This is a genomic window from Desulfatiglans anilini DSM 4660 (genome assembly GCF_000422285.1).
Taxonomy (GTDB): Bacteria; Desulfobacterota; DSM-4660; order Desulfatiglandales; family Desulfatiglandaceae; genus Desulfatiglans; species Desulfatiglans anilini.
Genome location: NZ_AULM01000005.1, coordinates 1 through 15,306 on the forward strand (window position 1 = coordinate 1; position 15,306 = coordinate 15,306).

The window sequence follows — 15,306 nt, forward strand, 5'->3', positions numbered from 1 at the left end:
AGATGCTGCTGGCCGCTCAGCATGGCCTCGATGCAGTTGGCCAGGTCTTTATAGTGTTCCGGTGAGAGGTCGACGGTTCCGAGGTTGAGTATCAAGCGCTGTCTCGGTCCGTTCTTTGTCCGAACGTTTTCGACGAGATGCAAATACTCGTAGACCTTCTTGGAGTGGCGATTGGATTTACGTACCCGTTTAATATACATGCTCAGAGGCATACCACTTATAGAGCCGCCTGTAAAGCAGAAAATGCAGCGATGGGTCACTACAGACGCCAAAAACAAGGCCTGAATACTGAAAAATCAACTACTTATGTCTGTAGATAGGTTGATTTTAGGGCCAAAATAACCCCCAATCTGGGATTTTTGGCAAACTTGGGTTAATTCCGGTAAGACCTGCGAAAGCGGTGCCCAGCTGGTTCGACAACCACAAACGATCCTTCCAGTTCCTTGAAGCTGTACCGCTCCAGGACACGCTTCAACTCCTTACGCACGGAATCGATGGTGGATGGGAGCACACGGAGATAGATGACGCCCGAACCAATGCTTTTTACAAAGACAAGGTGTCCAAAGTCTTTGTCCCTTGTTATGAGAACGGCCTGACGCTCCATGGCCGTGCGCAAAATGACCTCGCCGGAGAGCCCCGAAAGTCCCAAATCATATACGTTTGCTACGTCATGGTTAAGTGATTTCAGGAAGCGTCCAGTTACGGCGTAGACATCCTCATCAAGAAGAATTTTCATATGGATGCTTCCTGCAAAAGCACTTTCTCAGAAGCCACCAGTTGCACGACATATCTGACACAAGCCTTGATATCATCAATGGTCAGTTGTGGATAATAATCTTGAATAATCTTATCGAATGATATCCCTTCTTCTATAAGTTCCAATATATTCTGAACAGGTATCCTCGTTCCTGCTATACAAGGCTTCCCGAAATGAAAATTTGCGTCGACTGTAATTCGCTCCTTCATGATACTTACCTCTTTTTGAAGCCAAGGCAAAAATGTTTTCAGCAGTAAAAATAACGTCCAATTTTGTTAATGAAATTATATCTGAGTTTATCAAATATTTATTATCAATTTATTGTAAATCAAAAGCATGCAGCTATCACCTCTTTATCGATTGATTTTAGAATACTTCAAAAATTAATTTTTTCCACCTAAAAGGTCGACTATGACCTTTACCAGCCTTATGGTTTCTCAAGTGCCCCATTCCGTCCTGGATTTTTGGACTTCCATGTTCGCATTTGCCCATTGGCCCGAGGCACACTGTTCCAGGGCGTCTACATGCGAAAAGGAAAGCTTGTCAATCACGACCGCGTCTTTGTCTTCTATGACAAGTAGAATATCACCGGGCCTCAACCCGAGGCGTCTGCCGAGTTCTACGGGTAAATCGGTTTGTAGATTGTTGCTTACTTTTACAAGGCGCACGGTTGAACCCCCTGCAACGCATTTGCTACGTTATATAATCATTATATAATAAAACTATTGGCAGGATAACGTCAATCCAGTCACGCTCGCCTCTTCGGTGCGGTTCAGCGGTTTGTCTCTATTCGAGCCCGTATTTCTTGATCTTGAGGCCGAGCGTCTTGCGGTTGATGCCGAGGATCTCGGCGGCCTTGATCCTTTTTCCGCGGGTGAGGCGCAGGACGAAGGCGATGTACTTCTTTTCGAGTTCCTCGAGGGTAAAGGGCTCCTCCGAGAACATCTGAAACTCGCCCTGGCGCTGGGAGATGAAGGCGGGCAGGTCGCGTGCGCGGATGACCGGGGTGTCCTCCAGGATCAGGACCCGCTCGATGGTGTGCTCGAGTTCCCGGACGTTGCCGGGCCACCCGTACTCCTGAAGGATCTCCATCGCCTCGGAGGAGACCTCGGGGAGGGCGCGCTTCAGCTTGCGGCAGTACTTTTCGAGGAAGTGGTGGATCAGGAGCGGGATATCGTCGGTGCGCTCCCTGAGCGGCGGGAGCCTGAGCGGGACGACGCTCAGGCGGTAGAAGAGGTCTTCCCGGAAGGTCCCGGCGGCGACGCTTTCGGCCAGGTTCCGGTTGCTGGCCGAGAGGATCCGAATGTCGAGGCGCGTCTTTTTCTGATCCCCGACCTTCATGAACTCGCGCTCCTGAATCACCCGGAGGAGCTTCGCCTGGATCTTGAGGCTCAGGTTGGAGACCTCGTCGAAGAAGAAGGTCCCGTGGTTGGCGAGTTCGAAGAGCCCGTGCTTGGTCTGGATGGCGCCGGTGAAGGATCCCTTGACGTGCCCGAAGAGCTCGCTTTCGAGCAGCGTCTCGACGAGGGACGAGCAGTCGACGGCTACGAACTCCTGGTCCTTCCGGAGGCTCTTAGCGTGGATCGCCTGCGCGACGAGCTCTTTGCCGGTCCCGCTCTCGCCCGTGATAAGAACCGTGCTGTCCGTCGGCGCTACGCGCAGGATCTTTTCGAAGATCTTCTTCATGGGACGGCTCTGCCCGATGATGAGGCTGTCCTTGGAGTCGATCTGGAGGCCCTTTTCCCCCAGCGCCCCGGCATGGCCCTGGTCGCCCTCCGGCGGCCAGACGATCTTTTTGAGGGCGGCGTCGAGGTCGTCCAGGCGGAAGGGCTTGACGAGGTAGTCGAGCGCCCCCAGCTTCATCGCGTGGACCGCGGTGTCGATCGTCGGGTATCCGGTAATCATGATGACGGGGAGTTCGGGATGGGCGGTGCGGATGCGCTTCAGGAGTTCGACCCCGTCCATGTCCGGCATGCGGATGTCGAGGAGTGCCAGGTCAAAATGCTCCCGGCCGAGCATCTGGAGTGCCTCCTCGGCCGCGCTGACAGCGACGGGCTCGAGTCCACGGCTCTGCAGCGCGCGGCTGATGCCACTCCGGACGACCGCCTCGTCGTCGACGAGGAGGACGCGGCGGATGGATTCATAGGTCATCGGGCTTCCTTTTCTGGCTTCGATCCGGAAACACGGGTTGTCATTCAGGATTGCGGTAACCCAATGTTGTCGGCGCCCATGCGATCTTCAGGACGCCAGAGCGGGCAGGAGGATCCGGAAGGTGGTGCCGCCCTCCGGGACGCTTTCGACATCGATGCTCCCGTGGTGCGCTTCGATCACGCCCTTCACGATGGCGAGCCCCAGCCCGGTGCCCATGACCTGGCGCGTCCTGGGGTTCTTGACCCGGTAGAACTTGTCGAAGATCTTGGGCAGCTCCTCCGGCGCGATGCCGATGCCCCGGTCCTGAACCTTGATTTCCACGTACTCCCCTTGACCCTCGGCGGTGATGGTCACCTCGCCCCCGTCGGGCGAGTAGTTGATCGCGTTGCTGATGAGGTTCGTCATGACCTCGTCCATGTGCTTCGGATCGGCCGAGATGGGCGCCAGGTTCCGGGCGGTGAAGCGGATCGTCACGCCCTGTTCGCCGGCGCGAGGCTCCATCAGCGCGACCGTCTCCTCGATGATCTTCTGGAGGTCGGTCGGGACACGGGTCTGCACGTTGTGGGCGGACTCGATCTTGGCGATGTCCAGGAGGTCATTGATCAGGTCCAGCAGGCCGTCGATCTTCTTCATCCCCCGCGCGATGAAGTCCTTCTGCTTCGGGTCGAGCGGGCCGGCAAGCCCCTCCAGCATGACGCTCTGCTGCTGCCGGATCGAGACGAGCGGACTGCGCAGCTCATGCGCCACCATGTGCACGAAATCCGTCTTCATCGCATCGAGCTGCTTGAAGGGCGTGATGTCTTCGAGCACCGTCACGGTCCCCACGACCCCGTCTTCGGGGCCGAGGGCCGGCGCGGAGATGGCCCGCAGAAACCGCCGCCCGGCCTGGATCTCCCGGGCGACCGTGGCATCCGGGGCGGACTCGCCCGACTGGATCTTCTTGAGCGTCCCGATCAGGTCCTCGTCCTGCAGGAAGGCCTTGACGGAGGCGGGGAAGGCCGTGTCGGGTCCGAGTTCCAGGAGCCGCATCAGCGCCGGGTTGTGAAGCACCACTTCGAGGTTCCGGTTGGTCACCATGATGCCGTTCGCCAGGCAGTTGATGATCGTCCGCAGCCGGCTCTTCTCGAGGCTCAGGTCGTAGAGGTTGCGGCTGTTCTCCTCCTGGAAGCGCTTCGCCTGCTGCTCGAGGCGCCGCTTTTCCGCGGCCCGGGCGATGGTCAGGAGGAAGGGGTCGATCTGGAACGGCTTCGTGATGAAGTCGTAGGCGCCCTTCTTCATGCAGTTCACGGCCGTGTCGACCGTGCCGTGGCCCGTGATGATGATGACCGGGATGTCGGCGTAGCGCTCTTTCAGGATCTCGAGCAGCGTCTCCCCGTCCATGACAGGCATCTTCAGGTCGAGCAGGATCACGTCGACGGGCTGTTTCTGCAGGATGTCGAGGGCGACCTGGCCGTTCTCCGCTCCGGTGACCGTGTAGCCGCGGGTCGAAAGCACGCGGTTGCAGCCGTCCCGGATGGTCTTCTCGTCGTCTACCACCAGAATGTCGGGCTTGTCATCCGTCATCGTCCAGTCCAATGAATACGGGTTTTTCCTCTTCCCTGCACGAGTAGTCGAGCGGGAGTTCGATCCTGAAGGTCGTGCCGCCTCCCGGCGGGCAGTCGAAGGAGATCTGGCCGCCGTGGAGTTTGATGATGTTCTGGGAGATGCTCAGGCCGAGGCCCGTGCCTTTTCCCACGGGCTTCGTGCTGAAGAAGATGTCGAAGACCTTGTCGCGCAACTCCTCCGGGATGCCCGGCCCGCTGTCGGAGACCTCGATGATGAACCGGGACGCGCCCTCTTCGTAGCGCGCCTTGATCCCCAGGTGGCCCTTGTATTCCATGGCGTCGGCGGCGTTGATGAAGAGGTTGGTGAAGACCTGTTGGAGCTGCCCCATGTCGCCCAGCATATCGGGCATCTCGGGTTCGATCTCCTTCGAGACGCGGATGTTCTGGAAGGTCGCCTGGTGGACCAGGAGGTTCAGGGTCTTGGTGATGAGCTGATCGAGGCTGAAGGAGGCGACCTTGCCGACGGACTGACGGCTGAATTCGAGGAGTTCTGCGACGATGTGTTTGCAGCGCAGGGTCTGGTCGATGATCTCCTGGATGTCCTTCAGGTGTTCCTCGTGGTCCTGGAGCGCTTCCTTCAGCAGTTCGGCGTAGATGAGGATCCCGGAGAGCGGGTTGTTGATCTCATGGGCGACCCCGGCGGCCATCCGGCCGACCGAGGCGATGCGCTCGGACTGGACGAGGTGCACATGGGCCTCCTCGAGGTCCCGGCGCATCTGAAGCACCTCGCGCATGTCGGTGAAGACGCCGACGCTGCCGATGTCCCTCCCTTCGATCGTAATGAGCGAGGCGGTCAGGGTGATCGGGATCTTCTCCCCGTCCTTCGCCGTGATCTGCATGCTCGTCGGATTGAGCTTCCCGGGCGGTCCGTAGAGGCCGCTCCGCATCTTCTTCATGTTCGCCCGCGCGACGTCCATGTCGTAAAAGTTGCTGAGATGGCCGTGGTTCATGATCTCCTCGGCCGAAAAGCCGGTCAGGCGCTCCATCCCCTCGTTGAAGATGAGGACGTTCCCCTTCGTGTCCACAACCACGATGCCGTCGACGGTGCTCTGGATGACGTTCTGCAGAAAGATGTTGCTCTTTTCGACCTCCTTCTCGAGCCGGATGCGGTCCGTCACGTCCCGCGACGCCTCCAGAAGCTGCACGGTCTCGCCCTTTTCGTTCAGGATGGGGGAGACGGTCACCACCTCGTAGCGCGTCTCCCCGGTTTCGTCCTCGAACTCGTGGATCGTGCTGATGGTCTCCCCGGTCTTCTGCACCTCCTCGAGGTAGCACGCCCGCCCGCATTCCTTGCAGGGCTGGGTGAGCCCGTAACGCAGCTCGTAGCAGTGCTTGCCGAGGATGTCCTGGTAGTCGAGGCGGTTCTCGCGCAGGAAGGTCTTGTTGACCGTGTGGATCGTCATGTCGGTGTTGACGACCATGATGCGGTAGGGGAGGGAGTCGAGGATGGTCTGGGTGTCCTGCACGGTGCCCGGCGTGCAGACTTCGTGCGGCTCCGCCGCGTGCTCCCGGATGAGCGGCTGGATCAGGAGGCTGGAGATCTTGCGGTCGATCAGCTGCACCCCTGCGGGTTTGCAAGCCGCAACGGCGGCCTCGGCCTCCGGCCGGTCCCCCGTCACCAGCAGCGCGTCCAGCCCCGGCCGTTCGCACAGGTCCTCGTAGCGCTCCGTCGTGTAGATCCCCATCGACCGGGCAAGCTTCATGCCCGCCGCCTTCGGGTCGGGGTCGGCCACGCCGATCACCTTGACCGCCAGCCGCTGCCTGGGCCCCTCGTAAAGGCCTGTCAGGATCTCGCAACTGCGCTCTCCGCCGCCCGCGAGCCCGACACGGAGCATCTCCGTCGAAGGCCCTCGGCCGCCGCCAGGTTTGGCCGGAGGGATGACGTGCTTGTGGGGATCGGGTTTCAAGGCATCGGGGTCTTTCTCCAGCATGTGGCAGGTTTCGTCCCGGGCGGCGCACCTCCGCTCGATGTAGAGGATCTTTCTCTGGAAGGGCATCTCAGGCAAGGCGGTCACGGACCTTCCGTTCGAGATCGCGGATGATCGCCTTCATTGGCGCTCCGGCCTGGACGGGTCCGGACTCGTTCCAACCCTTTTCCAGGGCCTCCCGCTTCTTGTCCTGGAACTGCTCGAGGCTTGTCGAGAGGGCCTCCCAGGCAAACAATTTTTGAAGAATGTGCCGCTCCGGCGCCGAGAGGTCTTTGTCGGTGTCGAAGCTCTGGCCGCTCTGCGTGGTGAAGATCATGGGGTGCGCGTTTCCGGAAGAAAGTTCGGATCGAGAATGCTCCGGCTATTATCGGGAATATCGATCGGAATTCAAGGAAAAAAGATCCGCAGGCCTTTTGCGGAGCGGACGCTTTGCCCATTGCATGCGGAACCGGGTTGGGGTAAGAATGATGCTCATCGACGGAAACAGACTCATTCTGATATCATAGAATTTTGCGACGGGCATGGTTTGCCGGCTGCCATCCTTTCGGGATGGTCTCCGAAGCCGCTGCGAAGTGCGAGCATCGAGTCCGTCCCCTCGGGGATCACTCATATCAGGTGGTTGATATTCGCTATGTTCCGGGATTGAATCCGCCCCCTCGGGAATCACTCCTGGTGCTGTTACAGGCTGTGGGAGTTCCCTCCGATTTCTTCGCGATCGACCCCGGTGCTTCCCCAGCCTGCGGCGATAGAATCCGACCTCTTGGGCAATGGCCCCCGGTTTGTCTGACGTGCATGGCCTCGACAGGCCTCGCTCCCGGAGCCCGAGCCCTGCCAGGCGGCCTTGCCGGCCTCCACGTTCAGCTGAACCGAGCACAAGGCTCCCTGCGGCCCATTGGAAAGATTGCATGATGGTTGCAGACAACCCGCATAAAGGAAACCCGCTGCCGAATCATGTGCCCGGGCGGACGCCGCTGGATTCGCTCCCGATGCTCGGCCTCTACCTCCGCAACCTCGGCGCCAACCTGCTTGGGTTCGGGATTGTCCTGGGTCTGAATCTCCTGACGCCGCTCGGCTATTTTCGGGATCAGACAAGACTCTTCCTGATCGAGGGTGGCTGGATCCGGCTGCTCGTCTGGGAAGCGGCGATCATGCTCTTCGGGGCCGGCCTCCAGTACCTGCTTCAGCGGCCGCTCTCGGCTTATGCCTCCTGTCTCCGAAAAGGTGACAGCCCGCCTCCGGCCATGCGTGAGCGGGCGGAAAGGCGCGCCATCAACCTGCCCTTCGTTATCGCCCTGGCCAATTTCGGGATGTGGGTGGCTATCCCGGCGCTCCTCGTGACGGGCATGTGGCTCTGGTTCGACACCCGCACCGAGTCGGCGATCTTCGGTTACTTCCGCTCGGTGATGGTGGGGATGATCACGGCCACGGCCTCCTTCTTCCTGCTCGAAGACTACCTCCGCCGCGGGATCCTTGCGGCCTTGTTTCCGGAGGGGAGGCTCGCGGCCGTCCAGGGGACCATCAAACTCCCGATCCTCAGACGCATCCGTTTTCTCTACAGCGCCGGCACCCTCATCCCCATGATCATGCTGGTGGGAACCCTCTACCTGAGTCTGAAAGGCGCGGGGCATCTGCCCCCCGCCGCCCGCGAGGTGGCGCAGGAGATCCTCATCTTCTGCTTTTTCGTCTGTACGGTCTTCGCCCTCTTCGCCCTCCGCCTCAATTTTCTGGTCGGGCGATCGATTTCAAAACCGCTGACCGGGATGATGCGGGTGATTCGAAGCGTGCGGCAGGGGGATTTCACCAAGCGCATCCGCGTCGTGTCGAACGACGAGATCGGGATCCTCGGGGATGCCGGAAACGCCATGATCGCAGGCCTCGCCGAACGGGAGCAGATCCGCGAGACCTTCGGCCTCTACGTCAGCCCCGAGATCCGCGACGAGATCCTCTCCGGCCGAATCCCCCTCGAGGGCGAGCGCCGGATCGGGACGCTGCTTTTCAGCGATCTCCGCGACTTCACCGCGTATGTGGAACACCATTCCCCCGAGGAGGTGATCCGGAGCCTCCGCGCTTACTTCACCGAGATGGGGGCGGCCGTCCGCGCCCACAACGGCCTCGTCCTCCAGTACGTTGGCGACGAGCAGGAGGCGGTCTTCGGCGTCCCCGTCTATTGCGAAGACCACGCCGACAGGGCGATCCTGGCCGCGCTCGAGATGCGCCGCCGCCTGGCTTCCCTGAACGAAGAGCGCGTCCGCGCCGGCCTCGTTCCCTTCCGTCACGGCATCGGCATCCACACCGGGGAGGTCCTGACCGGAAACACCGGCAGCGAATCCCGCCGCTCCTACGCCCTGATCGGCGACACCGTCAACATCGCCTCCCGCGTCCAGGACCTCACCAAGACCCTCAAATGCGACATCCTCGTCAGCGAAGATACCGTCTCGTGCCTGCGGAGCACATTTCCCCTCACCGCTGAACCGCCGCAGACCCTGAAAGGCCACACTCGGACGCTGGTCGTTTACAAAGTCGGGTGATGCGGGATGTGTCGGGGGGAGGGGGATCGTCCCGGCTGGGGATCAGATCTTCTGGAGGAAGCCATCGATCAGCTGTTTTCTCTTCGCCAGATGGAGGAGTTCGGGATCGCCCTGCTTAATCTTGCGGAAGGTGCGGCCGTGGCGGCGCAGCACATCGAGCAGCCGGCGCGGGTAATAAACGTAGATTTTCCATGAGCCGCGGCAGGCCGGATAGAGCACCGCCATAGTCCGTTTGGGCAAAAAGACTCTGTTCAAGAGGATCCCGAGCTTTCCGCCCAAGCGCTCGTATAGGATGAGGTCCGCAAAGGGTTTCGGTATCGTCGAGGCGATCCTGCTGTTGGTGAACACCTGTGAGACCGCAGCGTTTAGAATATCCGCCGTGATGTCCGCCGGCTTCAATCGGGCCGTGATCCCGCCCGGCACGGGGGCGTCCACCAGTTTCTTCGCGAGCAGCAGGGCCATGTAGACGCCGCGGCCCCAACCCCATCGCTCGGAGCGTTCCAAAACGGCGTCCCAATCGAAGCGGTCGCCGCACCAGAGCAGCAGTTCGGCGATGTCGCAGGAGGGGCGAAGCCCGAAGGCGAACTGGTGATGATAGGAGGTGTGGAGACAGAGGTGGAGGAGCATGTCTTCGGGGCAGAATGCCAGAACATTCGTCCCCTGCAGCTTCACCGGAAGGGCCCGTTTCCACAGCTCATCGGGGTCGATCCTGTACCGCCTGTTGGAGTGGGTTACGTTCCAGTGGATTTCAAAACCGGCCTCGCCTTCCTTGATGAGGCGGGGGAGATGAAGGTGGATTTCTTCGGCATCCTCCTGGTTGACATCCACCCTGGGGGCATAGCCCAGTTCGCCGGCCAGTTCGGCGATGCGTTGGACATGCTGCGGCCGGGCCAGCAGATCGATGTCGTTCATCTCCCGGAGTCCGATGTCACGGTACACCGCGTCAGCCAGGAACATCCCCTTGAGGACGATGACGGGAATATCCTCCCGCTCCAGCAGCCTCGCCAAACGCCGAAGCGCTCCGTAGGCTCGCAAGTTCCGGAGGGTCGTATCCAGACAGGCTTGCCGGAGGCTTGACCTGCATGCATCCGGTAAATGATGACTCAGCCCTTTTTCCCGCAATCGGTAATAGAGGAGGGGGCTGATCCGCATGATCTTCGCGAGTGCGAGAAGCCGGTCCCAATCGGACGGGCCGAGAAGGGCCGTCGCCGCCGGCTCCGGAACCGCAGGATTCCTGTTGAGGAGTTCCAGCAGCAACCGCTCCGTTTCGTTCAACCATGCGAAGGGATCGATCATCACTTTGCGGCAATTTCCTCTTTCAGGATGGTTCGGTGGATTCAGCCAGCGCCGCGTCCCTGTCCGTCTGCCGGCGCCACGAAGCGGCGTAGCGCCCGTTCATCGACAGGAGCTCGTCGTGGGTGCCTTCCTCGATGATGCAGCCGCTGTGCATAACATAAATCCGGTCGGCCCGCAAGGCCGTCGTGAATCGGTGCGTGATGATGAGGGCCGTCCTGCCGGCGGCCAGGCGGCGGAAGCGGCTCAGCCAGTCCGTCTCCGCCCAGGAGTCCATGGCGCTCGTGGGCTCGTCCAGGATGATGAGGGAGGCCCGGCGCAGGAAGGCTCGGGCGAGGGCAAGGCGCTGCCATTCCCCCACGCTCAGTTCGGCTCCGCCGAACCACTTGCCGAGGAGGGTCCGGTAACCGAGGGGCAGCCGATGAACGAAGGCTTCGGCCCCGGCGGCCCGGGCCGCCCCTTCGATTTCGCCCATGCCCGGCGCGGCGGCGAGGTCGCCAAAGGCGATGTTGTCCCCGATCGTCTCATGATATCTCACCGGTTCTTGGAAAAGCACCGTGATCCGCCGGCGCAGCTCCGGGAGATTCAGATCGCGCAGGTCCAGGCCGTCCAGCAGAATGCGGCCCGCGTCCGGGTCGTAGAAGCGGCAGAGGAGCTTGATGAGGGTGCTCTTTCCCGCCCCGTTTTCGCCCACCAGGGCGGCGATCCGCCCCTTGGGAATGAGGAGGCTGAAATCGGCCAAGGCTGGATGCGGGCTCCCCGGATACCGGAAAGAGACGTTTACGATCGAGACCTCGCAGCCGCTGCCTTCGGGCAGAGTCGAGGGCCTTTCCGGATCCTGGATCTGTGGCATCAGTTCCAGGTATTCGAAAAGGTTTTCGAGGAACATCATGTTGCGGTAAATCTCCCCGGCGTTGGAAAGCAAGTCCCGCATCATGCGCTGCCCTTGTGAGAAGGCCAGATAGAAGAGGGTCAGTTCTCCCAGCGTAACGGTCCCTCGGCTCGCTTTCCAGGACATCCAGGCGAGCCCTCCGGCGAGGGCCGCGAGACCGAAGACGCTGGCCCCGATTCTGCCGACAGCCTCCTTTTTGGCCAGATCGCCCCGTTCGCGGCGCAGGCCCTCCCTCAATCGCCGGAAGGCATCGCGAAAGGGGATCCCCAGGCCGAAGAGACGCAGTTCCGGCGCAGCGTTGCGCTCCGTGATCATCCAGTCGTAATAACGGCAGCGGCGCTCCGCTGCGGTATTGCGAACCCGCCAGGCATGGAAGCGCAGGGTGTTGCGAAAGACGACGAAGAGCGCCGGAAGAGTGCTCACGAAGAGGATTAGGGGCAGCCAGGGACCGAAGCGCAGAAGAACCAGGCACATGGCGGCCAGGGTAACGCCGTTTTGCAGAAAAGCGCCGATGTTTTCGAGCATGGCCGCGGGCCGGCTTACGGCGTCGATCCGGGCGCGATGGAGACGATCGTAGTAATCGGGGGAGTCGTAGAAGGCGATATCGAGGGCGAGGGCCTTTTCGTGAATGCGTCCGTGGATGTGGTCCTGAACCTGTTCGGATTGAACGGTGCGCATCCAGCCGGTGATGCCTCGCAGCGCCTCGCCTGCCAGAAGCGTCAAGACCGTCAACCCCACGAGGAGCAGAAAGGGCGAAAGGGCCGTCCAGGAATATTCCTTCCCGAGAATGGCCACCAGACCATCGACGACGGCCCGCGTCAGATAGACCGTGGCCACCGGGAGAAGCCCCTGCAAAAGGATCAGGGCCAGCCAGGCCATGGCCCAGACACCCGCGGCGGCCCAAACCAGCCGCAGCGCCCGCGGGAGATAGGGAAGCTGCTTCAGCGCCTTGTCGAGCTTAGCCTTCATCGGGACAGTCCCCAAAGGTCGAGACGACGCTGAAACGGTCCGCTCCCTCTCGGCCCGTGACGATGACATCGCCGCAGCGAAGCCATGCATGGGCGCACAATCGGGCGTTTTCATCCTTGGCCACCCCCAGGTACAGGGTGGTGGGCATACTGCGCCTCCGCAGCATGGCCTTTCCGGCTACCGCCTGAACCAGGCACTGGCACTCCCAGGGAAGGTTCCGGGCCGCGCGCTGGACCGCACGGGTGACGGCCATGGCCTTGGCAGCCTCGGAAAGGTCCAGGTTCGCGGCGGTCGTTTCATGCCGGTAGGTGCCCAGATAAGGGGCCAGCCGGCGAAAAGGCAGCAGCAGGACAGCCAGACGCGCCAGGCCGAGCCAGAAGGCCGCCTCCAGAAGGAGCCCGCGGCCCGTGGGCATGCGGATGAACCGGACGATCCGCCGCACGAAAAGCCTCATCGAGCTGAAGTCCTCCCTTCCTCTATAACCATACGAACCGCCGCCGGTGACTTGCGCTATATCATATCATCCAACATATTTGTATATCAAAATGAACGGTGGAGCTACGGTCCAAGGATGCGAGGAAAGGATTTTATCAGGGAATTCTATTGACACACACAGTGGGTCAAATATAAAATTTCCGCGCTGGTCATATGCTTTTCCCAACTGATATTACTCCCTTGAGCTACGGCAAGAAAAGCGTGTAGAAGCACCTTTTTCGACGGAATCTTTCCTGGCAGACTCCGTCATGCTGTGTGAAGAGACTCTTTTCGGCAAAACGTGCTGCCCATACCGTTAAGTGGAAAATGCACCGTTTGAAAGAGTATTGAAGATCAGCTTATTCAAAGAGACCGCGACAGGCGCTGATTGTTAAATGCTCTATCGACTGATTGAAGGGAAGGCTTCACGAGAAAGAGTGTTTTTGCCGGGAATCTTAGAAGGAGCCGTCTGTTGATGGTCGCACCCTTTGGCGCCAGGTTCATTTTGGCCCTGATTGCCATCGTTTTAAGAAAGGCTTATTTCGCCGAGGCGCCGTTCTCGAAAGAAACTTGTTCGACTGCTGAGTATTTCTCCATCGATCATAGGCGCACAAGGCTTGTATCCACCAATATTTTTTTGTGGAGCGGAGTGACTAACCAAGGTATTCGACCATGCATGGAGAATCCACGGTTTTTTCGACGAATAAGCGCGCGATGACCCAACCTGTTCCGGATTTCGTGATCCGGGGTGTTCCCCGGCAGGAGGACATCAACCTCGTGACCGGGTGGCACAGACAGGGACTGTTTTACGGGCCCACGTCCATCCTGGACGAAGTCTATGTCCACGCCGGCTTCCTTGCCGGCTTTTTCTCCCCCCATCCGCCGCATTGCCACGAACACGAAGAACTGCACATCGCGCTGTCGGATCATGTCGAGATTTTGAGCCGTGATGCCGGTTCCGGGGTCGAGAAGTCGGTGCTGGCAGACAAGGGTGCCCTGCTGTATCTTGACGCCAGAGTTGCCCACACGATGCGGAACAGGGCTGCCGATCCTGTCGACTATTTCCACGTCAGGTGGAAAAACACGTCCAGGACCTTTTCTTCGGGGATAAGAAAGGCTTTCGAGTATTCACCGCGCAAAGGGAGCAGAGGGTTCAAGCGGACCACGGGCGAAGGCACCGAGACCGTTGAGATCTATTCCGGGCCGACGCGTTACTTGCCGGGTTTGAGGGTGCTGTTTACCAAGGTTCTCGCCGGAGGCAGGATCCCCTTGCATCATCACCCGCACGAGGTGATCTTTCTGTTCCTGAGCGGCTCCGTCGAGATCCTCGGGAAAAGGATGGATGCCCCCGGTTTTGCGTTCACAGGCAGGCAAATGCCTCACTATGTCTTCAATCACGGACCGGCGCCCGCCGAATATTACGCACTCGAGCTGCATCCGGAGGCATGACGCTTTGGTGGGAGGCCACAGCCACGCCCTTTCGCCCGAAAAGGGCATTTTTTCCGAAACAGAGCACGTCTACAAGGCCTACGGCCTCGAGTTTTTGTCCCAGGTCCGCGTGCCTCATTTTCCGGAGGCCGTCCATTCCGGGGACCCGGACGTGCGCATTAGACACGGGGAAATTTTCGGCCCTGGATACACGCCCCCGGCATCGATCCAGATCGATGCTTCGCCCGGACGGCTCCTGTTGCGCGGGGCGAGGAGCGCCACGATCCTGGTCACGGGCGGGAACTCGATGACGATCGAGCCGCTCCCGAACGGAAACGCCGCAACCATCATGCAGATCCTTCTCGGGTGGGGGTTGGGGGGCCTGTTCCACCAAAGGAACCTGCTCCCCCTGCACGGCAGCGCCCTTTGCAGGAACGAGAATTGCTTCGTCCTCTGCTCCCCCTCCGGCGGGGGCAAATCCACTCTGACGGCGTCATTCCTCAACCGGGGTTTTTCGTTTCTCGATGACAATATCGCGCTGGCGGATTTCGAGGACGGCAAGGCATACATCGCATCGGGGTCCCCGGAGCTCCGTTTGTGGGAGCATGCAATGCCGGTGCTCGACTTCGAACATGAGACGGCGGGGCGCATAAGGCCCGATATGGACAAGATCTCGATTATCGCTCGAGGGAACTTCAGAAGGGAAAAGGCCCGCCTCCGAAAAATTTTCGTGCTGAAGAGGGGCGACGGAGCGGAGGTTTCTTTCATTGACCTCACAGGCGCTGCGAAATTCCAGACATTGCTGGAGAGTGTTTTTTTTGTTAGAATTACAAATTATTGTAAAAGCAATAGAGGATTGTTCCGGCTTGTATGCCGCCTTGCTGAAAAGGCGCCGGTTACGGAAATCAGGCTTCCCGCTAGACTGCCGCCGCCCGATGACCTCTGCGATATCATTCTCGGTGCTCGTGTGCTGCAGTGATGGAGGACAACGCTATGAAAGAAATGACGCTTGACACGGTTGTCAAGCGAAACGAAGATATATTCATGGGCAGCATCGACAACGAGACGGTTGCGATGAGCATTCAGAACGGCAAGTATTACCAGATGAACGAGACCGCTTCCCGCATTCTTGGTCTGCTCGACCAGGAGCGCTCCATCAGTGAACTGTGCGAGATCATGCAGGGATCATACAGGGTCGAGGCTCCTGTTTGCAGGGGGGACGTTCTTGACTTCGTCGAACGGATGGCGGAATTGGGGTTGATAGAAACGATATAGCCGGCGC

At 59.9% G+C, this 15,306-nt stretch carries 14 protein-coding genes; 4 read left to right on the top strand and 10 right to left on the bottom strand.

The window, feature by feature from the left end; genetic code table 11:
* From H567_RS27765 to H567_RS0106705, 7 genes are all read right to left on the bottom strand, one after another.
* On the bottom strand, positions 1 to 200 hold a 200-nt coding region (locus H567_RS27765), incomplete at its 3' end, for an IS1634 family transposase N-terminal domain-related protein (RefSeq protein ID WP_492211718.1).
* 173 nt (positions 201 to 373) lie between these two features.
* A complete protein-coding gene (locus tag H567_RS0106675) occupies positions 374 to 736 on the bottom strand; it encodes a DUF5615 family PIN-like protein (RefSeq protein ID WP_028320814.1) in 363 nt (120 codons plus the stop codon).
* Positions 733 to 966, bottom strand: coding sequence for a DUF433 domain-containing protein (locus H567_RS0106680; RefSeq protein WP_028320815.1), 234 nt, complete (start codon positions 964 to 966; stop codon positions 733 to 735). Before H567_RS0106680 ends, H567_RS0106675 begins: the two co-directional genes overlap by 4 nt.
* A gap of 577 nt (positions 967 to 1,543) precedes the next feature.
* Entirely contained in the window at positions 1,544 to 2,908 is a 1,365-nt protein-coding gene (locus tag H567_RS0106690) for a sigma-54-dependent transcriptional regulator (RefSeq protein WP_028320817.1), read from the bottom strand.
* Positions 2,909 to 2,995: 87 nt separating this feature from the next.
* Positions 2,996 to 4,471 (bottom strand): ATP-binding response regulator, encoded by a 1,476-nt coding sequence (locus H567_RS0106695; RefSeq protein WP_028320818.1) that lies wholly within the window; start codon positions 4,469 to 4,471, stop codon positions 2,996 to 2,998.
* Entirely contained in the window at positions 4,461 to 6,527 is a 2,067-nt protein-coding gene (locus H567_RS0106700; protein WP_028320819.1) for an ATP-binding protein, read from the bottom strand. The genes H567_RS0106695 and H567_RS0106700 overlap by 11 nt, the downstream gene beginning before the upstream one ends.
* Positions 6,511 to 6,756: a hypothetical protein gene (locus H567_RS0106705; protein ID WP_028320820.1), complete on the bottom strand. Its 246-nt coding sequence runs from the start codon at positions 6,754 to 6,756 to the stop codon at positions 6,511 to 6,513. Before H567_RS0106705 ends, H567_RS0106700 begins: the two co-directional genes overlap by 17 nt.
* 589 nt (positions 6,757 to 7,345) lie before the next feature.
* Between H567_RS0106705 and H567_RS27005 the strand changes: the two genes are divergently transcribed.
* Positions 7,346 to 8,968 carry an adenylate/guanylate cyclase domain-containing protein gene (locus H567_RS27005; RefSeq protein ID WP_161626574.1) on the top strand — a complete coding sequence of 541 codons (1,623 nt, stop codon included), beginning with the start codon at positions 7,346 to 7,348 and terminating at the stop codon, positions 8,966 to 8,968.
* A 42-nt stretch (positions 8,969 to 9,010) separates the two neighbouring features.
* On the opposite strand, the gene H567_RS0106725 is transcribed toward H567_RS27005, so the two are convergent.
* The 3 genes from H567_RS0106725 to H567_RS0106735 are packed head-to-tail and all read right to left on the bottom strand — an operon-like array spanning position 9,011 to position 12,576.
* Complete coding sequence (locus H567_RS0106725) at positions 9,011 to 10,264, bottom strand: nucleotidyltransferase domain-containing protein (protein WP_028320823.1); 1,254 nt, start codon at positions 10,262 to 10,264, stop codon at positions 9,011 to 9,013.
* Positions 10,265 to 10,286: 22 nt separating this feature from the next.
* Positions 10,287 to 12,122: an ABC transporter ATP-binding protein gene (locus H567_RS0106730; RefSeq protein WP_028320824.1), complete on the bottom strand. Its 1,836-nt coding sequence runs from the start codon at positions 12,120 to 12,122 to the stop codon at positions 10,287 to 10,289.
* Positions 12,112 to 12,576, bottom strand: a complete 465-nt coding sequence (locus H567_RS0106735; RefSeq protein WP_035253610.1) for a lasso peptide biosynthesis B2 protein — start codon at positions 12,574 to 12,576, stop codon at positions 12,112 to 12,114. The genes H567_RS0106730 and H567_RS0106735 overlap by 11 nt, the downstream gene beginning before the upstream one ends.
* A 734-nt stretch (positions 12,577 to 13,310) precedes the next feature.
* Here H567_RS0106735 and H567_RS0106740 point away from each other — a divergent pair.
* The 3 genes from H567_RS0106740 to H567_RS0106750 are packed head-to-tail and all read left to right on the top strand — an operon-like array spanning position 13,311 to position 15,299.
* A complete protein-coding gene (locus tag H567_RS0106740) occupies positions 13,311 to 14,045 on the top strand; it encodes a cupin domain-containing protein (protein WP_028320826.1) in 735 nt (244 codons plus the stop codon).
* 7 nt (positions 14,046 to 14,052) lie between these two features.
* On the top strand, positions 14,053 to 15,003 hold the full coding sequence (locus H567_RS0106745) for a hypothetical protein (protein ID WP_153306079.1): 951 nt from the start codon (positions 14,053 to 14,055) through the stop codon (positions 15,001 to 15,003).
* Positions 15,004 to 15,017: 14 nt separating this feature from the next.
* A complete protein-coding gene (locus H567_RS0106750) occupies positions 15,018 to 15,299 on the top strand; it encodes a PqqD family peptide modification chaperone (RefSeq protein WP_028320828.1) in 282 nt (93 codons plus the stop codon).
* Positions 15,300 to 15,306: the final 7 nt, after the last annotated feature.

What these genes read in the sequence shown, in the direction of transcription:
- H567_RS0106675 (WP_028320814.1), bottom strand. Translation starts at nt 736, where the DNA reads ATGAAAATTCTTCTTGATGAGGATGTCTACGCCGTAACTGGACGCTTC.
- H567_RS0106680 (WP_028320815.1), bottom strand. Translation starts at nt 966, where the DNA reads ATGAAGGAGCGAATTACAGTCGACGCAAATTTTCATTTCGGGAAGCCT.
- H567_RS0106690 (WP_028320817.1), bottom strand. Translation starts at nt 2,908, where the DNA reads ATGACCTATGAATCCATCCGCCGCGTCCTCCTCGTCGACGACGAGGCG.
- H567_RS0106695 (WP_028320818.1), bottom strand. Translation starts at nt 4,471, where the DNA reads ATGACGGATGACAAGCCCGACATTCTGGTGGTAGACGACGAGAAGACC.
- H567_RS0106705 (WP_028320820.1), bottom strand. Translation starts at nt 6,756, where the DNA reads ATGATCTTCACCACGCAGAGCGGCCAGAGCTTCGACACCGACAAAGAC.
- H567_RS27005 (WP_161626574.1), top strand. Translation starts at nt 7,346, where the DNA reads ATGATGGTTGCAGACAACCCGCATAAAGGAAACCCGCTGCCGAATCAT.
- H567_RS0106725 (WP_028320823.1), bottom strand. Translation starts at nt 10,264, where the DNA reads ATGATCGATCCCTTCGCATGGTTGAACGAAACGGAGCGGTTGCTGCTG.
- H567_RS0106730 (WP_028320824.1), bottom strand. Translation starts at nt 12,122, where the DNA reads ATGAAGGCTAAGCTCGACAAGGCGCTGAAGCAGCTTCCCTATCTCCCG.
- H567_RS0106735 (WP_035253610.1), bottom strand. Translation starts at nt 12,576, where the DNA reads ATGAGGCTTTTCGTGCGGCGGATCGTCCGGTTCATCCGCATGCCCACG.
- H567_RS0106740 (WP_028320826.1), top strand. Translation starts at nt 13,311, where the DNA reads ATGACCCAACCTGTTCCGGATTTCGTGATCCGGGGTGTTCCCCGGCAG.
- H567_RS0106750 (WP_028320828.1), top strand. Translation starts at nt 15,018, where the DNA reads ATGAAAGAAATGACGCTTGACACGGTTGTCAAGCGAAACGAAGATATA.